The following is a 23,309-nucleotide window of genomic DNA, read 5'->3' on the forward strand; positions in this document are numbered from 1 at the left end:
AGGGAGAACCGTCACAGTGCGGTCTCCGTACGACCGCGCCGGTTCCCTCTGCGGGGCGCCGCTCCTTACTCTGACCCCTGTCAAGAACATTGCGGGGAAAACGTGAATCAGATGCAGGGCCTGCTCCTCGCGGGCCGCTACCGGCTTGCCGACATCATCGGCAGCGGTGGCATGGGCCGGGTGTGGCGCGCGCACGACGAGGTGCTGCACCGCGCGGTCGCGGTCAAGGAGCTGACCGCCGCGCTGTATGTCGCCGAGAGCGACCTGGCCCGGCTGCTCGCGCGTACCCACGCCGAGGCGCGGGCCGCCGCACGGATCAACCACTCGGCCGTCGTCACCGTGCACGACGTCCTGGAGCACGACAACCGGCCGTGGATCGTCATGGAGCTGGTCGAGGGCAACTCGCTGGCCGACGAGGTCAAGGAGCGGGAGCGTATTGAACCGGTCGAGGCGGCGCGGATCGGGCTGTGGGTGCTGCGCGCGCTGCGGGCCGCGCACGCCGCCGGCGTCCTGCACCGTGATGTGAAACCCGGGAACGTACTTCTCTCCGCCGATCGGCGCGTGCTGCTCACCGACTTCGGGATCGCGCAGGTCGAGGGCGATACGACGATCACGCGCACCGGCGAGATCGTCGGCTCGGTCGACTATCTGGCGCCCGAGCGGGTGCGCGGCCACGACCCGGGGCCCGCCTCCGACCTGTGGGCGCTCGGAGCCACGCTGTACACGGCGGTGGAGGGGCGGTCGCCGTTCCGGCGTACCTCGCCGCTGACCACCATGCAGGCCGTGGTCGACGAGGAGCCCGCGCCGCCGCGACAGGCCGGCCCGCTGGAGCCCGTCATCACGGCGCTGCTGCGCAAGGATCCCGCTCAGCGCCCCAGCGCGTCGGAGGCCGAGCAGATGCTCGCCGAGGCGGCGGAGGGGCGACGCCCGAAGGCCGCGCAGGCGTATGTGCCGACGCAGCACATGGAGGGCGGTGGTGGAGGCGACGCGGCGACCGCATCCGTACGCCCGCCCCAGGCCACCCCGGTCGTGACCCTGCACCAGCCGCTGCCCGCGCCCGCCTCCGCCGCGCCCAGGAAGCGGCGCCGGGGCCGCACGGCCGCCCTCGTGATCGTCATGGCCGCGCTCGTCGGGGGTGGCAGCGCCGCGGCCATGCGGTACGCGGACGGTTGGCGCAAGGACACCACAGTGTCGACCGGCACCGTGGGCGGAAAGGGCAGCTCGGGTGGGACGGCCGGGACGGGTGGGAAGAGCGCGACGCAGACGCCCGCCGGTGCCGTCCCCGACAACTGGCACCGGGTCGACGACGTCGAGGGCTTCAGCCTCGCTCTGCCCAAGGGCTGGGAGCGGCAGGCCAACGGCACCCAGGTCGACTACACGCCCGACGGCGGCGAGCACTTCGTCCGCATCGCGGTGGACGACTCGCCCGACTTCGACAACCCGTACATGCACCAGCTGGACCTGGAGCAGCAGTTGACGAAGCTGAGCGAGTACCAGCGGGTGAGCCTCCAGGCCAACACCTTCCGGGACTGCCACGGTTCGCTGTGGGATTTCACCTGGACCGCGCTGCCGAAGCAGACGCCGTTCCCGGGGCCACGCCGGGCCATCGAGCAGACGTATCTCGCGCGGGACGGCGTCGAGTACGCGATCTACATGTCGGCGCCGGCGGCGGACTGGGACACCGCGCGTCAGCAGTTCGACGCGATACTGCGCGGCTGGCGTCCCCAGGCCGGGTAAGGCCGGATAACAGCCACCGAAAAGCCGAGGCCCGGAGGGTATCCGTCCGGTGCGGCATGATGGGGCCCATGGGGACCGAGGGGGAGAACGTCCGTGTGATCGCGGGCCGGTACCGGCTGGAGGCCAGGATCGGGCGGGGCGGCATGGGCGTCGTGTGGCGCGCCACCGACCAACTGCTCGGCCGCCGGGTCGCGGTGAAGGAACTCGCGGTCGACGACTCGCTCTCGGAGGACGAGGCCCGGCAGCAACGGGACCGCACCCTGCGCGAGGCCCGCGCCGTCGCGCAACTGCAGCACCCGCACATCATCGTCGTGCACGACGTGGTCGTCGATGACGAACGGCCGTACATCGTGATGGAGCTGATCGACGGGGGCTCGCTGGCCGAGCGGATCTCCGCCGACGGTCCGGTCGACGCGCGGGAGGCCGCCCGCATCGGCATCGGCCTCCTCGGCGCGCTGCGCCGCGCGCACGACGCGGGCGTCCTGCACCGGGACCTCAAGCCCGCCAACGTCCTGATGGAGGCCGGCACCGACCGCGTGGTCCTCACCGACTTCGGCATCGCCCAGGTCGCGGGCGCGACCACGCTCACCGAGAGCGGGGCGTTCGTCGGCTCGCCCGAGTACACCGCACCCGAGCGGATGTCCGGGGTCAGGACGGGCCCCGAGTCCGACCTGTGGTCGCTCGGCGCGCTGCTGTGCACGGTGCTGAGCGGCGAATCACCGTTCCACCGCGACTCGTTGGGCGGCATTCTGCACGCCGTCGTCGTCGATGAGATTCGTCCACCCGCCCAGGCCACGCCGCTGCTGCCCGTCGTACGGGGGCTGTTGGAGCGCGACCCCGAACGGCGGCTCGACGCGGCGGAGGCGGAGCGCATGCTGCGCGCCTTCCGGGACACGGGCCGTACGCCACGGCTGCTGACCCCGTACACGCCCACACAGCGGGACGTACCGAAGCGGAAGCCCGCACCGCAGTCGCAGTCGGCCTCGTCCTCGCCCTCGTCCTCGCCCGCCACGGTGGAGGAACGATCCGCGAAGCACTCCACGCGCGGCATCCTCGTCGCCGCCGCGCTGGTCGCCGCGATGGCCGGGGCGGGCGTCTCGGCCGCGGCGCTGCTGATGAACGACGGCGGGGGCGGGGGCGGTACGCCGTCCCCGCCGAGCACGTCTTCGTCTTCGTCCAGGTCTACGTCATCTACGTCTACGTCCAGGGCTACGGCGGGAGGTGCGTCGGGGTCCTCCTCGACATCCGCGAGCCCCGGGCCCACCGTCACCGTGACCCGGCAGCAGACTCCGACCTCCACCGCGCGTACGGCGCCCTCGGGTTACCGCGTCGCCGACGACCCGTACGGGTTCTCGCTCGCCGTGCCCAAGGACTTCACACGGGATCCGCAAGGTGAGCGGGTCTTCTACATGTCACCGGGGCAGACCTTCCGCCTCGGCATCAAAGTGACCGATCCCGAGACGGGCGGCCCGCTCGGTGTCATGCAGCGGGCTGACGCCAAGGGCCCGTCCACGAACCCGGGTTACCGCGACGGCACGGTCACGCAGACCACGCACAACGGAGAGACCGCCGCGCTCTGGGAGTTCACCTGGAACGGCTTCACCAAGGCGGAGGGCGCGCGACACACGTACGACCTCTGCTGGGAGGAGGGCGGCCGGATGTACGACGTGTGGGTGTCGGCGCCCGTCGGGAAGGTGACGGAGGCGAAGGAGTACTTCGACGTGGCGGTGGACACCTTCGTACGCACATAAAATTCGTACGTACATAAAAACCGCATAAGCGGCGAGGTGCGTCACGGGTGTGTGACCACGAAGGAATGGGGCTGGATGACGGAGCGCCTGCCGCGATAGAGATGGACTCATGAGCAGCAACGGGGGAGTCCCTTACGGGTCCGACGAGCCAACGAGTTTTGGTCTGCAACCGCCGCGTCCGGCGGTGCCGGGGCAGCAGCCGGGTGGTCCCGGACAGCCTCCCGCGGTCCCGTACCCGGGGAATCCGTATGCCGCCCCCACTCAGGTCGTACCGCAGCAGCAGGCGCGGACGGATGCCCAGACGGATGCCCCGGCGGACGCTCAGGAGCCGGGCGCAGGGCGGTTGATCGCCGGGCGCTACCGGCTTCTCTCCAAGCTCGGCCACGGTGGCATGGGCACGGTCTGGCGGGCCAAGGACGAGACGGTGGACCGTGAGGTCGCCGTCAAGGAGCCGCGCGTTCCGGACCATCTTCCCGAGCGCGAACGCGCCAACGCCTTCGAGCGGATGCGCCGCGAGGCGCGGGCGGCGGCGCGGCTCGACCACCCGGCGGTCGTGAACGTCCACGACGTCGCCGTCGTCGACGGACAGCCCTGGATCGTCATGGAGCTGGTGCGGGGCCGCTCGCTCGGCGACGCCCTCCAGGAGGGCACGCTCGGCGTGCGCGAGGCCGCGCGTGTCGCTCTGGAGGTGCTCGGCGCGCTGGAGGCCGCGCATGCGGCGGGCATCCTGCACCGTGACGTCAAGCCCGACAACGTCCTGCTCGGCCGCCACGACCGCGTCGTCCTCACCGACTTCGGCATCGCCCAGATCGAGGGCGAGACGAACCTGACGGACACCGGCGGCTTCGTCGGCTCACCCGAATACATCGCCCCGGAGCGGGTGCTGGGCCAGCGCCCGGGCCCGGCATCCGACCTCTGGTCGCTCGGCGTGGTGCTCTACACGGCCACCGAAGGCGTGTCACCCTTCCGCCGCAGCAACACGCCCGCCACCCTCCAGTCGGTCCTCAACTCCACGCCCGCGCCCCCCGGTTCGGCCGGCGGACCGCTCGCCGAGGTCATCAACGGCCTCCTGGACAAGGACCCCTCCCGCCGCCCCGGCGCGGGCCAGGTCCGCAGCCTCCTGGAGGACGCCGCGAAGCCACCCGCGCCGGCGCCTACGCAGGTCGTGCGGATGGAGGGGCAGCAGACGGCAGTGCAGCTCGCGGGGCGGAGCGGCAAGGGCGTCTGGGTGGGCCGCAAGGCGCTGTTCGGTATTGGCGCGTCGGTCGTCGCGGCGGCGGTGGCGGCGTACCTGGTGATCGCGAACCCGTTCGCGGGACCACTGCCGGACGGCTGGAAGAAGCACCACGTGCAGGATGTCGCCGCGACGCTGTCGGCGCCCGCGTCCTACAAGCTCTCCACGCCGGACCGGTCGACGGACAAGGGGCACTGGGTCACGTACACCGACCCGAGCAGCAGCATCTGGATCGGCCTGACCCTCGCCAAGAAGTCCGAGGACACCAACAAGGCCATCAAGGACTCCGCGGCGGCCGAAATGTACGCCGACAACGACACGTTCAAGGCTGACGGCGAGTACGACCTCGGCATGCCCGAGAACCCGAAGACGACGCCGGACGACAACACGACGTACAAGAACAACAAGTCCGCCGAGAACACGGTGACCTACACGACCACCGACAGCCAGAACCCCCGCCCCCGCGAGCTGAAGATCTTCTACTACGAGTCCAAGGCGGGCGACATGTACAAGCTCACGATCAGCTACCCGGGCCAGGGCGACTTCACGGCACGGGGCCGTGAAGTCGCCAGGACGGCGATCGCGAACTTGGACATCGACAAGTTGTGAGATGAGGGGCTGTTCGCGGAGGCTCAGGCGAGCTTGGCGGCCTGGGCCTTGATGACGTCGGCGGGGATTTCGTAGTCGCCGGCGCCGTCCTCGCCGGAGAAGGCCGCCAGGCTGAAGGCGTAGTACGTGGCGATCGTGCTGCCATGGCGTACGACTTCGCAGTGCACGACGACGTCGTCACCGTCCGCGTCGCCGGTCACCGCGAACGCCAGTGACTCGTCGCCGGTCCCGGACGCCTTCTCGGCCTCGACCTTGGTGAACTTCTCGGTGTCGTCCTTCGCGCCGCCCTTCGGCGTGGCCGTGAACCCGCTCGCGCATCCCTTGATCGCGTCGGAGACCGAGGACATGGTCTTCTGGGCGCCCTCACCCTCGTACGACGAGAGCGAAACGATCGTCACCGTCTGCCCGAGGGCGCCGGTGATGTTCTTCATCGCCTCCTCGAACTCCTCGTCCGTCATGTCCTCCATGCTCTTGGTGGAGGACGCGCTGGGCGAGGCGGCCTGCTGCGAGACCATGCGGTTGACGAACGCGGCCGAGTCGCCGGGCGCGAAACCGGTGAGGACGTACGCGAGCGGCTCGCACTTCTCGTCCACGACCGCGACGTCCTCCTTGGAGGACGCGAATCCGGCGGTCTGGTCCGCCGCTCCGACCTTGTAACCGTCGACGTCACCCGTCGCGATGATCCGGCTCTTCAGCTCGGTGGCGCTCAGGGCCTTCGCGGCGGCCGTCGACTTGTCGGAGCCGCCGGCCTTGTCGCTGTCGCCCGAGTCGGATCCGCTGTCGGAGCAGCCGGCGGCCAGGGCGAGCGAGAGGGCCGAGGCGGCCACTGCGATACCGGTGCGCGACAGCGCGAATCTCTTCATTTTTAAGGAGGTTCCTTCGATGCTCGTGAGGTGAAGGGACTATGAGGCTCAGGTCAAGGGAACGTCAAGTTCTTAAAATCCTGACGCCCGGCTTGACCGGATCCGCGCCACATGGCCTGTGGATGAGCTGTGAGCTCACGGGCGACGAACGGTGGGGCTGGTAACGGTTGTTAAGGTCCAGCTCTCGCCAACTCGGCATAGAGGAGGGCCCTGTGGCGCGCCTGGACGATCCTGGCCGGAGTCCGTTCGAGCTCACTCGTCGTGAGGAGCCGTGGGTTGTCTTCGCCCCGGAGGGTGACGTGGCGCTGGCGCGGCAGTTGGCCGTACTGGAGTGGCAGCGGGGAGGTCTGGTCGTTCACCTGCCCGCGGAGGAACTGACGACCCCCGAGAGCCTGTTCCTGGCCTTCGCCCGCTCGCTAGAGTTCCCCGGCTACTTCGGCCACAACTGGGACGCCCTGGTCGACTGCCTGGACGACCTGCACGGCTCCTGGCACGGGAACCGTGACATCGCGGTCGTCGTCGACAACGCCGACCTCCTGCTCGACGTCGACCACCTGCCGCTCTTCGTCTCCGTTCTCTGCCAGGCCGCCGCCCGCGCCAACTCCGCGGTGGACGCCGACGGCGACTCCCGGGACGACAGACCGGCGATCGCCCAGCACTTCGTCTTCGTGTGCCGCGGTGTCCCGCCGGGGGAGTTCGCCTCGCGGCTCGTGCGGCCGGACGTGGATGTCGAGTCGTGCGGCGCGTACGTGACTGTGACTGCGCCAGTGGCCCAGTAGGCCACCAGTAGGAGGGATGGCGTCGTATGACCTACGGAAGCCGCCCGGGCAACCTCCCGGGCTTCATGAACGACCCGAACGACGACGACGGTAGCCAGGTCGTGAAACTGGACCACGCCGAGAGCCGTGAGCTGGAGGCCCTGAGCCTGAACAGGTTTCCGCCCACCGTGAGCGCCGGTCTCGACTGGGACTCGGCCGTGTACGACGAGCGGCGAAGCTGGGACGACGAGGACGACTGGGCGAAGATCGCGGCGGATCTGCTCACCCCCTACGTGTCGGAAGGCAGGCGCGTCGCCGTCTTCTGGGGAGACCTCAGGGTCCCGACGGTGACCATTCCGGCGGAGGCGGCGGTACGCCACGCGCGCAAACTCCTGAGCATGGAGCCCCACTTCTGGGTCTACCCGCTGGGCGGCCCGCTCCTCATCGAGTGCCTGATGGACGGCCAGGTGACGGTCGCGCCGATTCCGTCCGGCTGATGAGTAAAGGGGACCTGCTCTCCTACTGGCCCTGATCCGAGTCCCGCAAGGTGGCTATCAGGGCGTCGATCTGGCGTAGGCCGGTGGTGAGGACGACCTCCGGTTCGTCGCTTTCGCGGAGGAGGATCGTTCCGGCGGGGGTGGTGGCGAGGTAGACGCAGGAGGCCCCCGACTCGCTGTAGGTGGACTTCTGCCAGTTGAGTTCGGTCACGGGGTGTCAGTTCCTCAGGTGTCCTTGGCGATGCGGCGGATGAGGTCTCGGGATGCTGTGGGCTTGAGGGTCGCCCGTTCCATGCGGTCCAGGACCAGTCGGTACGTCTCCAACTTCCCTGCGGCGTCGATAAGTTCGCTGCCGTGGCTCGTATCCAACTGCGCGGTGTCAAGGGCGGTTACCGGGCCGTGTGCGTAGTCGAGTCCGTGACCTGCGGTCGGGAACGAGGTTCCGTCGAAAGGGATGACGCGAAGGGTGACGTGCGGTTGTTCGCTGATCTCGATGAGGTGGCGGAGCTGGCCTCGGGTCACCTCGCGGCCACCGAACTGCATGCGCAGGGCGGCCTCGTGGATGATCGCGGTGTACGGCACCGGATGGTCTTGGAAGAGGACGACCTGGCGCTTGATGCGGTGCGAGACGCGGTGTTCGATCTCGTGAGGGCGTAGCGCCGGGACGGCTTCGCCGAAGAGGGCGCGGGCGTGGTCGGGTGTCTGGAGCAGGCCGGGAATGTTGATGACCTGGGCGACGCGCAGCGCGGTGGCGTGGTGTTCCATCTCGGCCACGTCCAGGTGGGGCGAGGGCAGGGTGTCGCGGTACTCCTCCCACCAGCCGCGCGTGCGGTCGGCGGCCATGTCCGCGAGGGCGTCGATCAGCGGCTGGTCGGTGCAGTCGTAGATGTGGGCGAGGGTGCGCACGCGGTCGGCGCTCACGCCGAATCGGTTGGCCTCGATGTTGCTCATCTGGCCTTGAGTCGTGCCCAGGGCGCGAGCCGCCTCTGCCGCAGTCATACCGGCACGTTCGCGCAGCCGGCGCAGCTCGACGCCGATGCGGAGGCGGCGCGCTGACGGTGCGCTCCTCGGTGCCATGTCCTCGCTCCGTTCCGTACACCTGGCGTGGTGGTCACTCACACGAGGTAAATATCTGAAGGTTTTGCTGTGCTCTGCAAAACCTTCAGCATTCGCAGTCTACGGTGAGTCCCAAGCCGCCCAACTGGCCCCACCGGTAAGCCGGAAGCGCACCGCGCAGCCCATCCGCACGCACGCGACATGCCACCGCCCAGCCGGGCCAGTAGAGCGAACCCAAATCCCCCCACCGCAGGAGGCGTTCATGGTCACCGTATCCCCGCCGAAGTCCGATGCGTCCGCATCTTGGGCGTACGCCCTCCAGTTGCCGCACGACCGACTCGCCCCGCGCATCGCCCGCGCCACCCTCCGGGCCGTCCTCGCCGGGCACGGCATGACCCAACTCGCCGACACCGCCGAACTGTTGACCTCCGAACTCGTCACGAACGCCTACCGCCACTCCACCGGCCCCGCGACCCTCCGCCTCCGAGCCCTCGGCGGCGCCCGCCTGAGGCTGAGCGTCTGGGACGCCAACCCGCACATCCCGCCCCCCTTCGACAAGCGCCCGGGCCCGCTGCACCCCGTCCCGGCCGAGGCGGGCGGCGGACGTGGACTGTTCCTCGTATGCCACTACGCGGACGCATGGGGTGGCTACCCGCTCGGCGACGACCTCTTCGGGCGGGGCGGGAAGCTGTTGTGGTGCGAGGTCGAGGCGCCGGCTGCCGACCGTATGGCTGCGGCGTGAGGGCCGCCGGGCGGCGGGCGGCAGCCATGGGCAGTCCTTCAACCGGAGCCTTTGAGGAGATGCTCCGGATCGTCGAGGAGCTGGAAACGGGAAGCCCCTCCACGTACCCGCACCCTTCGACTTCGAGCTCGACACCTCCGGTTTCGCCGCCCGCCCGGACGGTGAGGCCCAGCAGGAGGCCAGGAAGAACGCCGAGAAGGATGTCCAGGAGTGATCAACCCGTGATCGTCGGGCGAACAACGGCCTGATCAGCGCATTCGTTGCCAGCGATCACTGGCGCCGTGTGTGCGGTCGGTGAAAGCCGATTACCGACGGGTACCCAAAGCCGCCGGTCGGGCATACCCTGCGGCTCATGACGGACTCGCAGGCCGCGGAGCAGGCCAAGGAAGACGCCGGTACGGACGCCCCCGGCACGGACGCCACGGATGTCGTGGACGACGCGGACGCCACCACCGGCGCTGCCGCCAAGGTCGGCACCAACCCGCTGGCCGCCGCCCCCGCCGGCGCCCGAACCGCCGTCGACGTGGTCACCCCCGAGCTGGTCGCGCAGCTCACCAAGGGTGTCGTCGGTTCCGGGCGGACCGCCAACCACACGCCGTTCACCGGCGAGAAGCTGGCCGATCTGCCCGAGTCCACCCCCGAGGACGTGGCCAAGGCCTTCGAGCGGGCCCGCGCCGCCCAGGTCGCCTGGGGCGCCACCCCGGTGCGGCAGCGCGCCGCCGTACTCCTCCGCTTCCACGACCTCGTGCTCGCCCGCCAGGCCGAGGTGCTGGACCTCATCCAGCTGGAGACCGGCAAGGCGCGGCTGCACGCGCACGAGGAAGTGCAGGCCGTGGTCGTCGCCGCGCGGCACTACGGGCGCAAGGCACCCTCGTACCTCCGTCCCAAGCGGCACACCGGCGCCGTCCCGACCCTCACCAAGGTCACCGAGCTGCGCCACCCGCGCGGGGTCGTCGGCCAGATCGCGCCCTGGAACTACCCGCTCGAACTGTCCGTCGGCGACGCGCTGCCCGCCTTCGTCGCCGGCAACGCCGTCGTGATGAAGCCCGACACCGAGACGTGCCTCACCGCCCTCTGGGCGCGCGACCTGCTCATCGAGGCCGGGCTGCCCGCCGAGGTGTTCCAAGTCGTCATCGGGGACGGGCCTGTTGTCGGCCCCGAGGTCGTCAAGCACGCCGACTACGTCTCCTTCACCGGGTCCACCCGGACCGGGCGCGAGGTCGCGCAGGGCGCCGCCGCCCGACTCGTCGGCGTCTCCCTCGAACTCGGCGGCAAGAACGCCATGGTGGTCCTTGAGGACGCCGACATCGACAAGGCCGCCGCGGGCGCCGTCCGCGCGTGCTTCTCCTCCGCCGGTCAACTCTGCATCTCCATCGAGCGGTTGTACGTCCACGAGTCGATCGCCGACGCGTTCGCGGAGCGGTTCGCCGCCCGCACCAAGGCCATGCGGCTCGGCACGTCGCTCGCGTACGGCGCCGACATGGGCTCGCTCGTCGGGGAGCGGCAGCTGGAGACCGTGACGCGGCATGTGGAGGAGGCCGTGGCGAAGGGGGCCAAGGTGCTTGCGGGTGGCGTGGCCCGCCCGGACATCGGGCCGTACTTCTTCGAGCCCACGATCCTCGACGGCGTCGAAGCCCCCATGGCCGTCTGCGCCGAGGAGACCTTCGGGCCCGTCGTCTCCCTCTACCGGTTCAAGACCGAGGACGAGGTCGTCGAACTCGCCAACTCCACGTCGTACGGCCTCAATTCGTCCGTCTGGACCAAGGACGGGCGGAGGGGACGCGCCGTCGCGGCCCGGCTGCGCACCGGGACGGTGAACGTCAACGAGGGGTACGCGCCCGCGTACGGCAGCGTCCAGTCGCCCATGGGCGGCATGAAGGACTCCGGCCTCGGCCGCCGGCACGGCTCCGAGGGCATCCTCAAATACACCGAGGCGCAGACCGTCGCCCAGCAGCGGCTGCTGCCGATGGCGCCGTCGCTCGGCATGGACGACGAGGGGTACGCGGCCTTCATGAGCCGAAGCCTCAAGGTCATGAAGGCATTCCGTCTGCGCTAGGCCGCAAACAGTTCTCAACGAGGAGAGCAGCACGTGTCACAGGAGAACTCTGTCCAGAGTCAGCCGGACGAAGGCCCGCACGAAGGCCCGCGCGAGGCAGCCCATGAAGCGGCCCCCGAAGCGGCCTACGACTATGACGTCATCGTCGTCGGCTCCGGCTTCGGCGGCTCCGTCACCGCCCTGCGGCTGACGGAGAAGGGCTACCGCGTCGGCGTCCTCGAAGCGGGCCGCCGCTTCACCCGTGACACGCTGCCCAAGAACTCCTGGGACATCAAGAACTACCTCTGGGCCCCGAAGCTCGGCATGTACGGCATCCAGCGCATCCATCTGCTGGGCAATGTGATGGTGCTGGCGGGCGCCGGCGTCGGCGGCGGTTCCCTGAACTACGCCAACACCCTCTACGTACCGCCGAAGCCCTTCTTCGAGGACCCGCAGTGGAAGGACATCACCGACTGGGAAGGGGAGTTGAAGCCGTACTACGACCAGGCCCGGCGCATGCTGGGCGTGCGGCTCAACCCGACCATGACGCCGTCGGACGTCCATCTCAAGGCGGCTGCCGAGCGGATGGGCGTCGGCGACACCTTCCACATGGCGCCGGTGGGCGTCTTCTTCGGGGACGGGGAGGACGCCGACGGGAGCGCGAAGGCCAAGGCCGGCGAGGAGGTCGCCGACCCGTACTTCGGTGGTGCCGGACCCGCCCGCAAGGCCTGCACCGAGTGCGGCGAGTGCATGACCGGCTGCCGCCACGGCGCGAAGAACACGCTCAACGAGAACTATCTCCACCTCGCCGAGAAGGCGGGCGCCGTCGTCCATCCCATGACGACCGTCGTGTCCGTCACCGACGACTCGCAGGGCGGGTACGCGGTCCAGACCCTCCCCACGGACGAGAAGCGCAAGGGCGCCGGGCGGACCTTCAAGGCGCGCAGGGTCGTCATCGCCGCCGGTACGTACGGCACCCAGACGCTGCTGCACCGCATGAAGGCAGGCGGTCAACTTCCGTATATATCAAGCAAGTTGGGCGAGCTCACCCGCACCAACTCCGAGGCCCTCGTGGGCGCCCAGACCGACAACCGCCGCTACCGCAAGGTCACCGGTGAGCCGAAGGTCGACTTCACGCGCGGAGTCGCCATCACGTCCTCGATCCACCCCGACGAGAACACCCACATCGAGCCGGTCCGCTACGGCAAGGGATCCAACTCGATGGGTGGCCTGTCCATCCTCCAAGTCCCGTACGCCGAGGGCTCGTCGAGGGTGGTGGGCTGGCTGGCCAACGCCGCGAGGCATCCGATGCTGGTGCTCCGCTCGCTCTCCAACCGCAAGTGGTCCGAGCGGACCATCATCGGGCTGGTCATGCAGTCGCTCGACAACTCCCTGACCACCTATCTGAAGCCGAAGGGTGCGGGGAAGGGTCTGCTGACGGCACGTCAGGGCCATGGCGCCCCCAACCCGAAGCAGATCAGGGCCGCTTCGGAGGCCGCCTCCGCGATCGCCGCCGAGATCAACGGCTTCGCGGGGAGCAACGTCGGTGAGCTGATGGGTACGCCGCTGACCGCGCACTTCCTGGGCGGCTGCCCGATCGGTGCCAGTGCCGAGGACGGGGTCATCGACCCGTACCACCGGCTGTACGGCCACCCGGGCATCTCCGTCGTCGACGGCGCCGCGGTCTCCGCCAACCTCGGCGTCAACCCGTCGCTCACGATCACCGCCCAGGCCGAGCGCGCGATGTCGTACTGGCCCAACAAGGGCGAGGCCGACCCGCGCCCGGCGCCCGGCGCGGCGTACGAGCGCCTCGCCCCGGTCGAGCCACAGCACCCCGCCGTCCCCGCGGACGCCTTCGGCGCACTGAAGCTGCCGTTCCTGGGGATGCCGACGGTGCCGCCGAAGTCGTAACCCCGCGACACCTCTTAGTTTTCGTACGGACAAACAAAGAAGGACCTGCGCCCCCCTCCGAGCGCAGGTCCTTCTTCTCTTACGAGGCGTGATGCCTGCGTGGACTGTGTCCGGCCGCCTTACGCGGTCGCGTCACCCGACTTGCGGCGACGAACGACGAACACCGCACCGGCACCGGCGACGACGGCGAGACCGCCGGTGAGGCCGATCAGCGGCAGGCCGGAGCTGGAGCCGGTCTCGGCGAGGCTGCCGTCGACCTCCGGCGTGTTGCCCTTGTCGGCGGGCTTGTCCGAGACCGGGGCCTTGCCGCCTTCCTGCGGCTTGGTGCCGTCGGTGTCCGTACCGGCGGCGACGATCTGGAACTTGTACGCGACCTCGCCGTAGCCCGTGCACTCCGCGTCGGCGTCGCCGTAGATGCTGGCGCCGAGGGAGAAGCCGGCGCCGACCGGGGCGCTGGACTTCACGTTGATACGGAGCGGGATGTCGACCTCGTAGTCGGGCTTGAGCTCGTCGGTGTAGCCGACGAAGCCGACCGCGTAACCCTCGGAGTCGACGTCCTCCCAGACCTTGTCGTCCGGGTTGTAGGCCTGGAGCTGGACCTTCTTGCTCTGGAAGAGGTCCTCGCCCGCCTGGTCGGAGGACGCGCCGGCGAAGAAGCCGAGGTCGCTCAGGGTGGAGTCGGAGTTGTTGAGCACGTTCAGGGAGAACTTGTGCCAGCCGCTGCCCGCCGCGATCTTGCCGGGCAGACCCGTGATGGACACGTCGACCTTGGAGTCCTCGCACTCGGAGGGCTCCGGGTCCGGCGACTCGGACTCCTCGGGCGCGGAGGTGCTCGGCGCCGGGGTGGAGGCGGAGGCGGACGCGCTCGCGCTCGCGGAGTCGCTCGGGGCCGGAGCGGTCTCGCTCGCGGACTCGGACACGGACGCGGAGGCGGTCGCCTCGGGGGTGGTCTCGGCCGCGGTCGGCGACGGCGACTCGCTCGGAGACTCGGACTCGGGCGCGGACGCACTCGCGACCGGGGTGGCCGTCTCGTCGGCGAACGCGGCCGGCGCCGACAGCAGCGCCAGCGGAGCTATGGCAGCCGTCGCGGCCGCGACGGCCATGGCACGGCGAAGCTTCATGAAGACCTCGGAAGTCCAGGTGCACCGCGGAATCGCGGCGCTCGAGTGTGTGTGAGGCCTCCGCGTGTGGGGCGCGGGTGTGGCCGATGGTTCAGCAGGTGTGACCCGTGATGGCTGCAAATGGTTGTCCGTCCTCTCACAGAATTTTTATGTGGGCTGAGTCACACCCAAGTGCTGCTTGTGCAAGGGCTTTCGATCCACTTAGAAATGTTCCTCGTGTCTGACAAGCAGCCCGAGCAGCCCTCTGTCCCTGACGATGTTTGGGAGCGCTTCGCGCGCGACACCGAACGCGACATCCGCACGTCGGCTCCGAAAGAGCCGTCCGCGCGGGCGCGCATGGTGACCGAGCGGCTGCGGCAGGAGGAAGCGCGGGGCGCTCAGCCGGAGGGCTGGCGGGCGGCCCCCGCATGGCGTGAAACGAACGGTCGCGCGGCCCGGCGCCGCCGCCTGTGGGCGATCATCGGCGTACCGCTCGCGGCAGCCGTCGCGGTGGTGGCGATGAAGCCGTCACTGCTGCCCGGCGATCCCTTCGGCATGTCGTCCGACGGGCCCACGGCCGCCGCCGCGCTGCCCGACGAAACCGCGCCCCCGACCGCGGCGCCCTCCTCCATGGCGCCCGACACACCCACCCTGGACAGGCCGTTCGCCGGATCACCCGCCGAGCGCTGGGCCGACGGCGCGGCCGGCATCGTCGTACCCGAGGCCAAGCCGGTCGGTTCACTCACGCGGGCCCAGGTGGCCACCGCCCTGCGACAGACGAAGACCCTTCTCGTCGACGCGAACCTCAACCCCGCGACCCTGCGCGGCGAACGCCCCGAGGCCGCACTCGGCACGCTCGACCCGAAGCAGCCCAAGATGCTCGACGATGCGCGGAGCTGGCTGCGCGAGCCGGGCAAGGGGCATGATCCGCTGTCGCTGTTCAGCCGGTTCGATCCCGAGGAGACGCGGCTGGTCGGCGATGTGGTCAAGACCCGCGGCCGTATGACGTTCAAGGCGGGCGAGCACGCGTCCGTCGCCATCCACGTCGACTACACCTTCGTCTATCCGGTGGCCCCCGCCGACCAGAGCTCGGACCAGGCCTCTGACGGCGGTTCGACCGAGGTGACCCGCACCATCGTGCGTCGCGTCCTCGACCTGGAGGTCTCCGACCCGACGAAGTACCGGGTCACTCCCGGCAAGTTGGCGGTCGCCCGATACGACGAGAATCTCGCCAACTCGGCCTGCGCCGTCTACGACGGCTTCCTGCACCCGCACTTCCCCTCGGCCGCCCCCACCGGAGCGGCCCCGACCGGTCCGACCACCGACCCGTACGACCGGAGCCGCGACATTCAGCATTCCGGGACCTGCGGCACGGTGTCCCGCACCTGAACCGTTCGGCGAGGAGCGAGGGCGAGCGAGGGCGAGCGAGGGCGAGCGAGCGCATGACGAAGGGCCCCGCAGGACGGATCTGCGGGGCCCTTCTTTCGTCAGCACCGACGTCAGGGCAGCGCCGGTGCCTGGGAGCGGCGCCGGGGGGTTGCGCCGCTGGTTCGGGTGGCCTCCGGTCGTGCGCCCCGGCGCATGGGGGGCGCGCACGTGGTGTCGACCATTGGCAGTGAACTTGGGGCTGTTCTCGCATCGTGCTGGATGGGCGACGGCCTCCGCAACCGTCGCGACCACCTCTGAACAGATTCCGCCGGTCGGCCCCGGGCGTCCCCGGAGCCGGCCGTTCTCTTGTGTGACCGGGCTGCTGTCCCCTGCCGTCCGGTCACAACCCTGGAGCGAGGTCCCACGACGCACAGCACGATCCGTACGTCTCATCGCTCCAGCGGAGCCAGCCACGCGTGGTTCTTTCGGGCCCGCCCCTGGCTGACACGGACACCGGGACCAACGAAGCCCGCGGGGGCCCGGTCACGCGCCGTATGGGTGAGACGGGATGCGTACGTGCGTACGCCGTGCACGTTCCGTACGGGGTTCAGATGCGGCCGCGGCACAGCTCCAGCAGCGTCATCGCCAGCGCGGTGCCCGGCTTGCCCAGCGCGTCGCTGAAGTGGCCGAGGACCTCCATCTCGCGGGAGAGGTTCACGCGGCGGCCGCCGGACTCGATCCGGGCCTTCTGGATCACCGCCGAGACGGCCATCCGTTCCTGTACGAGGCCGATGATGCGGTCGTCGAGCGCGTCGATGCGTTCGCGGGCGCCGGTGATCACGTCGGCGGCCTCGTCGGTGCGGGCGCCGGTCTTGTCGAGTACGTCGGCCATGGTGGGGCTCCTCTGGTTTCTCGGAAGGGGTGCCCCGGAGCGGCAGGGCCCGGAAACGGCAGACGCCCCGGGCCTTGTCGGCCCGGGGCGCCTGGGAAGTCGCTTGTCAGTTGCTCAAGCAGCACGACCATGGCAGCCGGTGGGCCGGTTGCCATAGGTAAACAGGAAGGTCGTGTGCGTGAGCATGAGGGCAGTATGCCCGGGTGGGCGTGCCGGGACCAGGTTGGTTCGGATGGTGAGACTCGGGTGCCGGGATGGGTTGTGTGTCGGGTGCGGGTGGGTGGGGGCTGGGCTAAAAGATTGCGCAGTTCCCCGCGCCCCTTATAGGGGCGCGGGGAACTGCGCGAGCAACCCCCGCCGGCCCGCAGCCGACGAACTACCCCGGGGGGTCTGGGGGCGCAGCCCCCAGGTACGGGATGGGAGGGGTAGGGGCGGCGGGGGCGAAAAAGCCCGGCGTAGGCAGGTCCGTGCCGGCCCCCGGTAGAATCGGCAACACAGACCCCTCGCTCACCGCCGGAAGGCAACCCGTGTCATCAGCGACCCCCGCTGCCGCCACCCCCGACACCGTCCTGGTCGTCGACTTCGGTGCGCAGTACGCCCAGCTCATCGCCCGCCGAGTCCGCGAGGCCCGGGTGTACAGCGAGATCGTGCCGAGCACCACGCCGGTCGCGGAGATGCTCGCCAAGAACCCGGCGGCGATCATCCTCTCCGGCGGCCCCTCGTCGGTGTACGCGGAGGGCGCCCCCCGCCTCGACCGCGAGCTCTTCGAGTCCGGCGTCCCCGTCTTCGGCATGTGCTACGGCTTCCAGCTGATGGCGACGACCCTCGGCGGCACCGTCGACAACACGGGCGCCCGCGAGTACGGCCGTACGCCGCTGCATGTCTCCAAGTCGTCCTCCACCCTCTTCGAGGGCACCCCGGACGAGCAGCCGGTGTGGATGTCGCACGGCGACGCCTGCTCCGCCGCCCCCGAGGGCTTCACCGTCACGGCCTCCACGGACGTCGTCCCGGTCGCGGCCTTCGAGAACGACGAGAAGAAGCTGTACGGGGTCCAGTACCACCCCGAGGTCATGCACTCCACGCACGGCCAGCAGGTGCTGGAGCACTTCCTGTACCGGGGTGCGGGCCTCAAGCCCAACTGGACCACCGGCAACGTCATCGACGAGCAGGTCGCCCTCATCCGCGAGCAGGTCGGCACCAAGCGCGCCATCTGCGGCCTCTCCGGCGGCGTGGACTCCGCCGTCGCCGCCGCCCTCGTCGCCAAGGCCATCGGCTCCCAGCTCACCTGCGTGTACGTCGACCACGGTCTGATGCGCAAGGGCGAGAGCGAGCAGGTCGAGAAGGACTTCGTGGCCGCGACCGGCGTACAGCTGAAGGTCGTGGACGCGGAGGAGCGCTTCCTCACCGCGCTGGCCGGGGTCTCCGACCCCGAGGAGAAGCGGAAGATCATCGGCCGCGAGTTCATCCGGGTCTTCGAGCAGGCGCAGGCGGAGATCATCGCCGAGGCCGCGGAGGGCGAGGACGTCGCCTTCCTCGTCCAGGGCACCCTCTACCCGGACGTGGTCGAGTCCGGTGGCGGCACCGGCACCGCCAACATCAAGTCCCACCACAACGTGGGCGGCCTCCCCGAGGACCTCGAGTTCGAGCTCGTCGAGCCGCTGCGGAAGCTGTTCAAGGACGAGGTCCGGATGGTCGGCCAGGAGCTGGGCCTGCCGGACGAGATCGTCCAGCGCCAGCCCTTCCCGGGCCCCGGCCTCGGCATCCGCATCGTCGGTGAAGTGACGAAGGAGCGGCTCGACCTGCTCCGCGAGGCCGACGCCATCGCCCGCGAGGAGCTGACGGCCGCCGGTCTCGACCGTGACATCTGGCAGTGCCCGGTGGTCCTGCTCGCGGACGTCCGCAGCGTGGGCGTCCAGGGCGACGGCCGGACGTACGGCCACCCGATCGTGCTGCGTCCGGTGTCGAGTGAGGACGCCATGACGGCCGACTGGTCGCGGCTGCCGTACGAGGTGCTCGCCAAGATCTCGACGCGGATCACGAACGAGGTCGCGGACGTCAACCGGGTCGTCCTCGACGTGACGTCGAAGCCGCCGGGCACCATCGAGTGGGAGTGACGCCCCGGCTCACTTCCGCCTGAGAGCGCGCACCGGCTCTCCTGGCTTCCAGATTTCGGCGACCAGATACGTGTCGTCCTCGACGTAGGTCCGTACGACCTCCGTCAGCTCGGTGCGGAAGAGGTGGAACGGCTCCGGCGGTTCCACCTCTTTCACGTACGCGGCCTTCGCTGCGGAGTCCTCGACCTCGATCGCCCGCCCGCTGATCCGGACATCGCCTCCCGCCATCTCCGTGCCCGGCCCCGGGTTGGCCTGGAGCGCGAAGCGCGGGTCTCGGCGCAGGTCGAGCGCCTTGAGAGAGTTCGGCATCATGCCGAGCCAGAGCTCGCCGTGCAGGAAACGGACTTCGAGGCCGGTGGTCCGCGGCGAACCGTCCTTGCGGAGGGTCGCGAGCGTGTGGTGGGTGAAGCTTCCGAAGCGGTCCTCGACCTTCTTGGCGAGGTCCGGTTCGGCGGTGGTGAAGGCTGCCCAGTTCGACGTCATACGGGGAGTGTGGCGCGGATACCCGACATCTTCTGTCTGGTTTCTTTGGCCCTGGTCAGCCGGACATCGGGACTGCCGCCTGGACGCGGCGCGCGATCCTGCGGCGGCGGACGACGTCCAGGTACAGGAAGCCCATGAACCAGGCGTCCGCGCCGAAGAAGGCGATGAGTGTCGCCTGCCAGCCGGCGGCGAGAAAGCACAGCGAGACGACGGCGGAGCCGCCGGTCACGATCGCCGCCCGGGACCGCACGCTCAGACTGCCGGCCATGGCGTCGAGCTCGATCCGATCCCTGAACAGCCGGACCGCCGGTGCCGCCTCCGGCAGCGGTCTGAGGGTGCCGGGGCGCAGTCCGGGGACCGAGGCGGAGTCCGGCGGTCGCGTGTCGGCGTGCTCGGTGCGTACGAGGTGGATCTGTAGCGCCCGGCCCACCCCGTGCGCCTCCGCGTACCGGAATCCGTGCTGCTCGGCGACGTACGCGAGCACGGCGAGCCGGCGCGGGGAGCCGCCGACATCGCTGAGGACGACGAAGTCCCGCTCCGCGAGCTGGCGGAGCAGGGCGAGGATCCGCCGCTCTGCGCGGTTCATGCGTGCCTCCAGGGTTTCACCGGGTCGTCGCAGGCATCGATTCATCCAGGCAGACAAGTGACCCCTGGCCACGGTTGTGCTCATCTCTTCACCGAACTGCTCTGTTCTCCTGCGCTGACCGGGGGTAACTTCCGCTCCGTACCGAATCCGCCAGTGCTGGAGGACACATGCACGGGCCCACCCCGCCGCTGCCCCTGCCCACCGATCAGCTGCGGTTCGCCATGCCGCCGATGCACGAGTCGCCGGAGGACGAACGGCGGCATCGCAAGGAACGGCTGGCCGGAGCGCTGCGGCTCTTCGGGCGGCTCGGATTCGAGGACGGGGTCTCCGGGCACATCACGGCGCGCGACCCCGAGTACAGCGACTGCTTCTGGGTGAACCCCTTCGGGATGCCGTTCAAGCACGTCACCGTGAGCGACCTGGTCATGGCCAACGAGGACGGGCAGGTGATCGAGGGCCGCTACCACGTGAACCAGGCGGCGTTCACCGTGCACGCCCAGGTGCACGCCGCCCGGCCCGATGTCGTCGCCGTCGCCCACTGCCACTCCGTGCACGGCCGCGCCCTGTCCGCGCTCGGCGACCTGCTCGACCCGATCACCCAGGAGAGCTGCGCCTTCTACGAGGACCACGCGCTGTACGACGCGTACAGCGGCGTCGCCGTCGACGCCGAGGAGGGCCGCCGGATCGCCTCCGCGCTCGACACCCACAAGGCGCTGGTGCTGCGCAACCATGGGCTGCTGACGGTCGGCGACTCCGTGGACGCCGCCGCCTGGTGGTTCCTGTCCATGGAGCGGTCGAGCCAGGTCCAGCTCACCGCGCAGGCCGCCGGGCGACCGATCCTCATCGACCACAAGCAGGCGGTCGCGACCCGCGAACAGCTCGGCGGCGACCTGGTGGCGTGGATCAACTACCAGCCGCTGTGGCAGGACATCAGCCGCAGTGAGCCCGACCTCCTCAGTTAGAAGCCTCGGAGCACCGCCGCCTTCGTCGCCGCGAACTCCTCGTCCGTCAGTACACCGTCGCGGTGCAGCTCACCCAACTCCCGCAGACGGCGCAGGAGTACGTCGTGATGGTCGGACTGCGGTGGTACGGCGGAGGCGAGTTGGGGGCGGTCCACGTACTCGCCGGTGCGGATGGACGGATGCGGCAGGCGCGCGGTCACCGCGGCGGCGACCAGCGCCGTGAGGAGGTCGCGGCGGGCGCTGCCCCACAGGTCGAGGGCGTACGGGTCCTTCTCGGGCGGCAGTTTGGAGAACACCGTCTCGCGCGTCACAAAGCGCAGAAAGCCGTCCTCGTAACCGGAGTTGGGCAGCCACTCGACCTGTACGAGGTCGCCCACGGCGATGATCCGCGGCCCCGTCGCCCGCTTGACCCGGTCGGAGGTGTCCGCCCAGTCGATCCGCACCTGCGCGCCGTCGAACGAGACCGTGCCGTCGCTGGAACGGACGGACACGGGGACGGGTGGCCCGGCGAGGAGGTAGGTCTTCGCGGGTTCCTTGGGGATCTGGTCCAGGAGCAGCGCGCGGCGGATCTCCTCGGCGACGTACTCGGCGACCCCGGAACGGTCGATGTCGACGTGGAGTTTGTAGGGGTCCGCCGACTCGGGCAGCCGGCCGCCGGTCGCCTGCAGCAGCGGGTCGGCGCCCTCGCGGAGTCTGAGGCGCAGGCGGCCGCGCTTGCGTTCGGGTTCGTAGACGATGCCTGAAACCGCCTCCAGGGGGATGGCGATCTCTCCGTACGTCTGCCGGAACAGCGGCACGGAGCGATGGAGTCCCGGCGTGATCCTGACCGTGCTGCCGTCGAAGGCCCAGGTCCCGTCGCGCTGGATGATCTCGGCCATAGGGAAATTCTCGCAGCCGGGTCAACACGGGGTAACCGCACTTCACCCGCCTGACCAGACCTGGCGGATGCGGGCGGTGATTCGTACGGCACAATTCGCTGTCATCGCGAGGCAGTTGTAAGGCAGTTGTACGGCAGTCAGGCGTACGGAACGTCTGGCCGCACGGTGTTTTCTGGCGCGGGGAAGGCGGCAGTGGGCGTGGCGGTGCAGGAGGCGAGACACGGCGAGGGGCGCGGTGCCGGGCTGGGCGCGGGGCTGGGCGGGGGCCAGGGTGCGCACGAGGGTGGCTGCACCTGCGGGGACTGCCCGCACGGGGCACGTGCGGGGCACCGGCGTGCCGTCGCCGAATTCCTCGCGAAACGCGACGAGTTGGCGTCCGGACAGGGGCTGCCCGCCGGCGTCGCGCACTCGGCGTCCGCGTCCCGGCAGTGGGTCTCCGACGAGCTGACACAGTCCGCGGACCTCGTCGCCGAGCGCGGGCGGGTCGACGGCGAGGCGTGGCTGGGGCGGCTCTGGCGGTACACCGCGTGCGCCGTCTGGGGCGGCGCTGTGGCCCTGCTCCTGGTGCAGGCGCTCACCGCGATCGGGGCGGGGTGGACGGCCGCGCGGACGGCCGGGCTGCTCGCCGGGCTGGTCCTGGCCGGACTGCTGACCGGGGCGGCCTGGCTGCACCGGGCCCGTGGTGGTGCCCTCGCCCCGGTCATCGGCGAGGACAACCGGCTCTCCACCTCCCGCGCGGTGGCCGCCGGATGGGTCCTGTTCGTGGTGTACGCGGTGCTCGTGCTGGTCGGGCAGCTCGCGGCGGCCTCCGCGCATCGCTCGCGCGACGAGCTGATCGCGGGGCTCGAACTCGCCCGGGGTGCCGGTGTGGTGACCGTCGTCGCCGTGGTGTGCGGGATCGCGGTGCTGGTGCGGCGGGTGGTGGGGCTGCGGGTGCTGGGGCAGCGGCTGCAGAAGGTACGCGCGGACCGGCCGCGCGCCGCCGATCTGCTGACCGACGACTCCGGGCGGGGCAGCTTCGCCGACATCCAGTACGTCGTGATCTGCGCCGTCGCCCTTGTCTTCGCGGCGGTACGGCTGGCCCGGCGGCCCTCGCAGCTGCCGGATCTGCCGTGGGGGCTGGCGCTGCTGGTGCTGGTGTCGGCCGCGACGTACCTCGCCGGGAAGTACGCCGAGGGCGGGCGTCCTGTGATCCTCTCCGTCGTCCGCTCCCGCGAGGCGGGGGACCTGGACGCGCCGATCCGCACCGGCGACGACATCGAGATCCGGGGCGCCGGGTTCGTGCCGCCCGGCGCGACGACGGCCGACCGGTTGTCGCGGATGGTGGTCCGGATCGGGGCGGTGCATGTGCATGTGCCGTTGGTGCCGGTGGCCGGGGGGTTCAGCAACCCTACGGATGCGGTGCTGACGGTGCCTGTGCCGGTGGATGTGGAGCCGGGGCGGGTGGAGGTGCAGGTGGTCACGGCGGCCGGGGTCGAGACGAACCGGTGCGTGATCGATGTGACGGACTGAGGTGCCGGGTGGGGCGGTTCGGTGGGTTCGGTTCGGTGGCGTTGGGGGTCGGGACCGTGCCGGTACATCCAGCCCGTCGCCGGTGGGCATTGCTGCCTGCTTCCACAGCATGAACTTGCCCATAACCACGTAAGCGACGGGCTGGACGTACCGGCACGGCCCCTTGGGTGCGTCGCCGACTGCGCCGCCATATCGGGTGGGGGGTGGGCGTGCGTCGCCGA

Annotated in this window: 20 protein-coding genes; 12 read left to right on the plus strand and 8 right to left on the minus strand. The window is 70.2% G+C overall.

Annotated features, from left to right (window positions below; translation table 11 throughout):
- Positions 1-111: 111 nt before the first annotated feature.
- The 3 genes from OG975_RS29255 (at position 112) to OG975_RS29265 (ending at position 5,331) form a co-directional block, all read left to right on the plus strand.
- Entirely contained in the window at positions 112-1,737 is a 1,626-nt protein-coding gene (locus OG975_RS29255) for a serine/threonine-protein kinase (protein WP_406336515.1), read from the plus strand.
- A 68-nt stretch (positions 1,738-1,805) separates the two neighbouring features.
- Entirely contained in the window at positions 1,806-3,488 is a 1,683-nt protein-coding gene (locus OG975_RS29260; protein WP_406332354.1) for a serine/threonine-protein kinase, read from the plus strand.
- 109 nt (positions 3,489-3,597) lie between these two features.
- Positions 3,598-5,331 (plus strand): serine/threonine-protein kinase, encoded by a 1,734-nt coding sequence (locus tag OG975_RS29265; protein ID WP_406332355.1) that lies wholly within the window; start codon positions 3,598-3,600, stop codon positions 5,329-5,331.
- A gap of 23 nt (positions 5,332-5,354) precedes the next feature.
- On the opposite strand, the gene OG975_RS29270 is transcribed toward OG975_RS29265, so the two are convergent.
- Complete coding sequence (locus OG975_RS29270) at positions 5,355-6,194, minus strand: hypothetical protein (RefSeq protein ID WP_406332356.1); 840 nt, start codon at positions 6,192-6,194, stop codon at positions 5,355-5,357.
- A 212-nt stretch (positions 6,195-6,406) separates the two neighbouring features.
- Here OG975_RS29270 and OG975_RS29275 point away from each other — a divergent pair, with 212 nt between their 5' ends.
- Together OG975_RS29275 and OG975_RS29280 are read left to right on the plus strand one after the other, a co-directional pair.
- Entirely contained in the window at positions 6,407-6,973 is a 567-nt protein-coding gene (locus OG975_RS29275; RefSeq protein ID WP_406332357.1) for a barstar family protein, read from the plus strand.
- 26 nt (positions 6,974-6,999) lie between these two features.
- Positions 7,000-7,449: a hypothetical protein gene (locus OG975_RS29280; RefSeq protein WP_406332358.1), complete on the plus strand. Its 450-nt coding sequence runs from the start codon at positions 7,000-7,002 to the stop codon at positions 7,447-7,449.
- Between the two features lie 22 nt (positions 7,450-7,471).
- On the opposite strand, the gene OG975_RS29285 is transcribed toward OG975_RS29280, so the two are convergent.
- Both OG975_RS29285 and OG975_RS29290 read right to left on the minus strand, forming a co-directional pair.
- The gene (locus OG975_RS29285; RefSeq protein WP_406332359.1) at positions 7,472-7,660 is read right to left on the minus strand and encodes a DUF397 domain-containing protein; all 189 of its coding nucleotides are present in this window, start codon (positions 7,658-7,660) and stop codon (positions 7,472-7,474) included.
- A gap of 14 nt (positions 7,661-7,674) precedes the next feature.
- Complete coding sequence (locus OG975_RS29290) at positions 7,675-8,526, minus strand: helix-turn-helix domain-containing protein (protein ID WP_406332360.1); 852 nt, start codon at positions 8,524-8,526, stop codon at positions 7,675-7,677.
- A 241-nt stretch (positions 8,527-8,767) separates the two neighbouring features.
- Here OG975_RS29290 and OG975_RS29295 point away from each other — a divergent pair, with 241 nt between their 5' ends.
- The 3 genes from OG975_RS29295 (at position 8,768) to OG975_RS29305 (ending at position 13,193) form a co-directional block, all read left to right on the plus strand.
- A complete protein-coding gene (locus tag OG975_RS29295) occupies positions 8,768-9,247 on the plus strand; it encodes an ATP-binding protein (RefSeq protein WP_406332361.1) in 480 nt (159 codons plus the stop codon).
- A gap of 352 nt (positions 9,248-9,599) precedes the next feature.
- The gene (locus tag OG975_RS29300; protein WP_406332362.1) at positions 9,600-11,303 is read left to right on the plus strand and encodes a succinic semialdehyde dehydrogenase; all 1,704 of its coding nucleotides are present in this window, start codon (positions 9,600-9,602) and stop codon (positions 11,301-11,303) included.
- A 33-nt stretch (positions 11,304-11,336) separates the two neighbouring features.
- On the plus strand, positions 11,337-13,193 hold the full coding sequence (locus OG975_RS29305) for a GMC oxidoreductase (RefSeq protein ID WP_406332363.1): 1,857 nt from the start codon (positions 11,337-11,339) through the stop codon (positions 13,191-13,193).
- A gap of 119 nt (positions 13,194-13,312) precedes the next feature.
- Here OG975_RS29305 and OG975_RS29310 read toward each other — a convergent pair whose 3' ends face one another.
- The gene (locus tag OG975_RS29310; RefSeq protein WP_406332364.1) at positions 13,313-14,314 is read right to left on the minus strand and encodes an LPXTG cell wall anchor domain-containing protein; all 1,002 of its coding nucleotides are present in this window, start codon (positions 14,312-14,314) and stop codon (positions 13,313-13,315) included.
- Positions 14,315-14,521: 207 nt separating this feature from the next.
- On the opposite strand from OG975_RS29310, the gene OG975_RS29315 reads away from it, so the two are divergent.
- On the plus strand, positions 14,522-15,682 hold the full coding sequence (locus OG975_RS29315) for a hypothetical protein (protein WP_406332365.1): 1,161 nt from the start codon (positions 14,522-14,524) through the stop codon (positions 15,680-15,682).
- A gap of 586 nt (positions 15,683-16,268) precedes the next feature.
- Here the strand turns inward: OG975_RS29315 and OG975_RS29320 are convergent.
- Positions 16,269-16,553: a chorismate mutase gene (locus tag OG975_RS29320; RefSeq protein ID WP_327431083.1), complete on the minus strand. Its 285-nt coding sequence runs from the start codon at positions 16,551-16,553 to the stop codon at positions 16,269-16,271.
- A gap of 527 nt (positions 16,554-17,080) precedes the next feature.
- Between OG975_RS29320 and guaA the strand changes: the two genes are divergently transcribed.
- Complete coding sequence (gene guaA, locus OG975_RS29325) at positions 17,081-18,667, plus strand: glutamine-hydrolyzing GMP synthase (RefSeq protein ID WP_406332366.1); 1,587 nt, start codon at positions 17,081-17,083, stop codon at positions 18,665-18,667.
- A gap of 9 nt (positions 18,668-18,676) precedes the next feature.
- Here guaA and OG975_RS29330 read toward each other — a convergent pair whose 3' ends face one another.
- Together OG975_RS29330 and OG975_RS29335 are read right to left on the minus strand one after the other, a co-directional pair.
- A complete protein-coding gene (locus OG975_RS29330; RefSeq protein WP_406332367.1) occupies positions 18,677-19,150 on the minus strand; it encodes a pyridoxamine 5'-phosphate oxidase family protein in 474 nt (157 codons plus the stop codon).
- 55 nt (positions 19,151-19,205) lie between these two features.
- Positions 19,206-19,736 (minus strand): hypothetical protein, encoded by a 531-nt coding sequence (locus OG975_RS29335; RefSeq protein WP_406332368.1) that lies wholly within the window; start codon positions 19,734-19,736, stop codon positions 19,206-19,208.
- 167 nt (positions 19,737-19,903) lie between these two features.
- On the opposite strand from OG975_RS29335, the gene OG975_RS29340 reads away from it, so the two are divergent.
- Positions 19,904-20,698: a class II aldolase/adducin family protein gene (locus tag OG975_RS29340; protein ID WP_406332369.1), complete on the plus strand. Its 795-nt coding sequence runs from the start codon at positions 19,904-19,906 to the stop codon at positions 20,696-20,698.
- Here OG975_RS29340 and OG975_RS29345 read toward each other — a convergent pair.
- Entirely contained in the window at positions 20,695-21,576 is an 882-nt protein-coding gene (locus OG975_RS29345; RefSeq protein WP_327431088.1) for a DUF4429 domain-containing protein, read from the minus strand. The two genes, OG975_RS29340 and OG975_RS29345, sit on opposite strands and share 4 nt — an antisense overlap.
- Positions 21,577-21,774: 198 nt before the next feature.
- On the opposite strand from OG975_RS29345, the gene OG975_RS29350 reads away from it, so the two are divergent.
- Positions 21,775-23,088 carry a hypothetical protein gene (locus OG975_RS29350; RefSeq protein ID WP_406332370.1) on the plus strand — a complete coding sequence of 438 codons (1,314 nt, stop codon included), beginning with the start codon at positions 21,775-21,777 and terminating at the stop codon, positions 23,086-23,088.
- The last annotated feature ends 221 nt before the right edge of the window (positions 23,089-23,309 follow it).

Origin of the sequence: Streptomyces sp. NBC_00203 (assembly GCF_045206325.1) — a bacterium.
Taxonomy (GTDB): domain Bacteria; phylum Actinomycetota; class Actinomycetes; order Streptomycetales; family Streptomycetaceae; genus Streptomyces; species Streptomyces lutosisoli.

Coding starts and splice junctions, on each gene's coding strand:
- OG975_RS29310 (WP_406332364.1), bottom strand. CDS start 14,314: ATGAAGCTTCGCCGTGCCATGGCCGTCGCGGCCGCGACGGCTGCCATA.
- OG975_RS29290 (WP_406332360.1), bottom strand. CDS start 8,526: ATGGCACCGAGGAGCGCACCGTCAGCGCGCCGCCTCCGCATCGGCGTC.
- OG975_RS29265 (WP_406332355.1), top strand. CDS start 3,598: ATGAGCAGCAACGGGGGAGTCCCTTACGGGTCCGACGAGCCAACGAGT.
- OG975_RS29295 (WP_406332361.1), top strand. CDS start 8,768: ATGGTCACCGTATCCCCGCCGAAGTCCGATGCGTCCGCATCTTGGGCG.
- OG975_RS29255 (WP_406336515.1), top strand. CDS start 112: ATGCAGGGCCTGCTCCTCGCGGGCCGCTACCGGCTTGCCGACATCATC.
- OG975_RS29315 (WP_406332365.1), top strand. CDS start 14,522: ATGTTCCTCGTGTCTGACAAGCAGCCCGAGCAGCCCTCTGTCCCTGAC.
- OG975_RS29330 (WP_406332367.1), bottom strand. CDS start 19,150: ATGACGTCGAACTGGGCAGCCTTCACCACCGCCGAACCGGACCTCGCC.
- OG975_RS29345 (WP_327431088.1), bottom strand. CDS start 21,576: ATGGCCGAGATCATCCAGCGCGACGGGACCTGGGCCTTCGACGGCAGC.
- OG975_RS29260 (WP_406332354.1), top strand. CDS start 1,806: ATGGGGACCGAGGGGGAGAACGTCCGTGTGATCGCGGGCCGGTACCGG.
- OG975_RS29300 (WP_406332362.1), top strand. CDS start 9,600: ATGACGGACTCGCAGGCCGCGGAGCAGGCCAAGGAAGACGCCGGTACG.
- OG975_RS29340 (WP_406332369.1), top strand. CDS start 19,904: ATGCACGGGCCCACCCCGCCGCTGCCCCTGCCCACCGATCAGCTGCGG.
- OG975_RS29270 (WP_406332356.1), bottom strand. CDS start 6,194: ATGAAGAGATTCGCGCTGTCGCGCACCGGTATCGCAGTGGCCGCCTCG.
- OG975_RS29320 (WP_327431083.1), bottom strand. CDS start 16,553: ATGGCCGACGTACTCGACAAGACCGGCGCCCGCACCGACGAGGCCGCC.
- OG975_RS29280 (WP_406332358.1), top strand. CDS start 7,000: ATGACCTACGGAAGCCGCCCGGGCAACCTCCCGGGCTTCATGAACGAC.
- OG975_RS29335 (WP_406332368.1), bottom strand. CDS start 19,736: ATGAACCGCGCAGAGCGGCGGATCCTCGCCCTGCTCCGCCAGCTCGCG.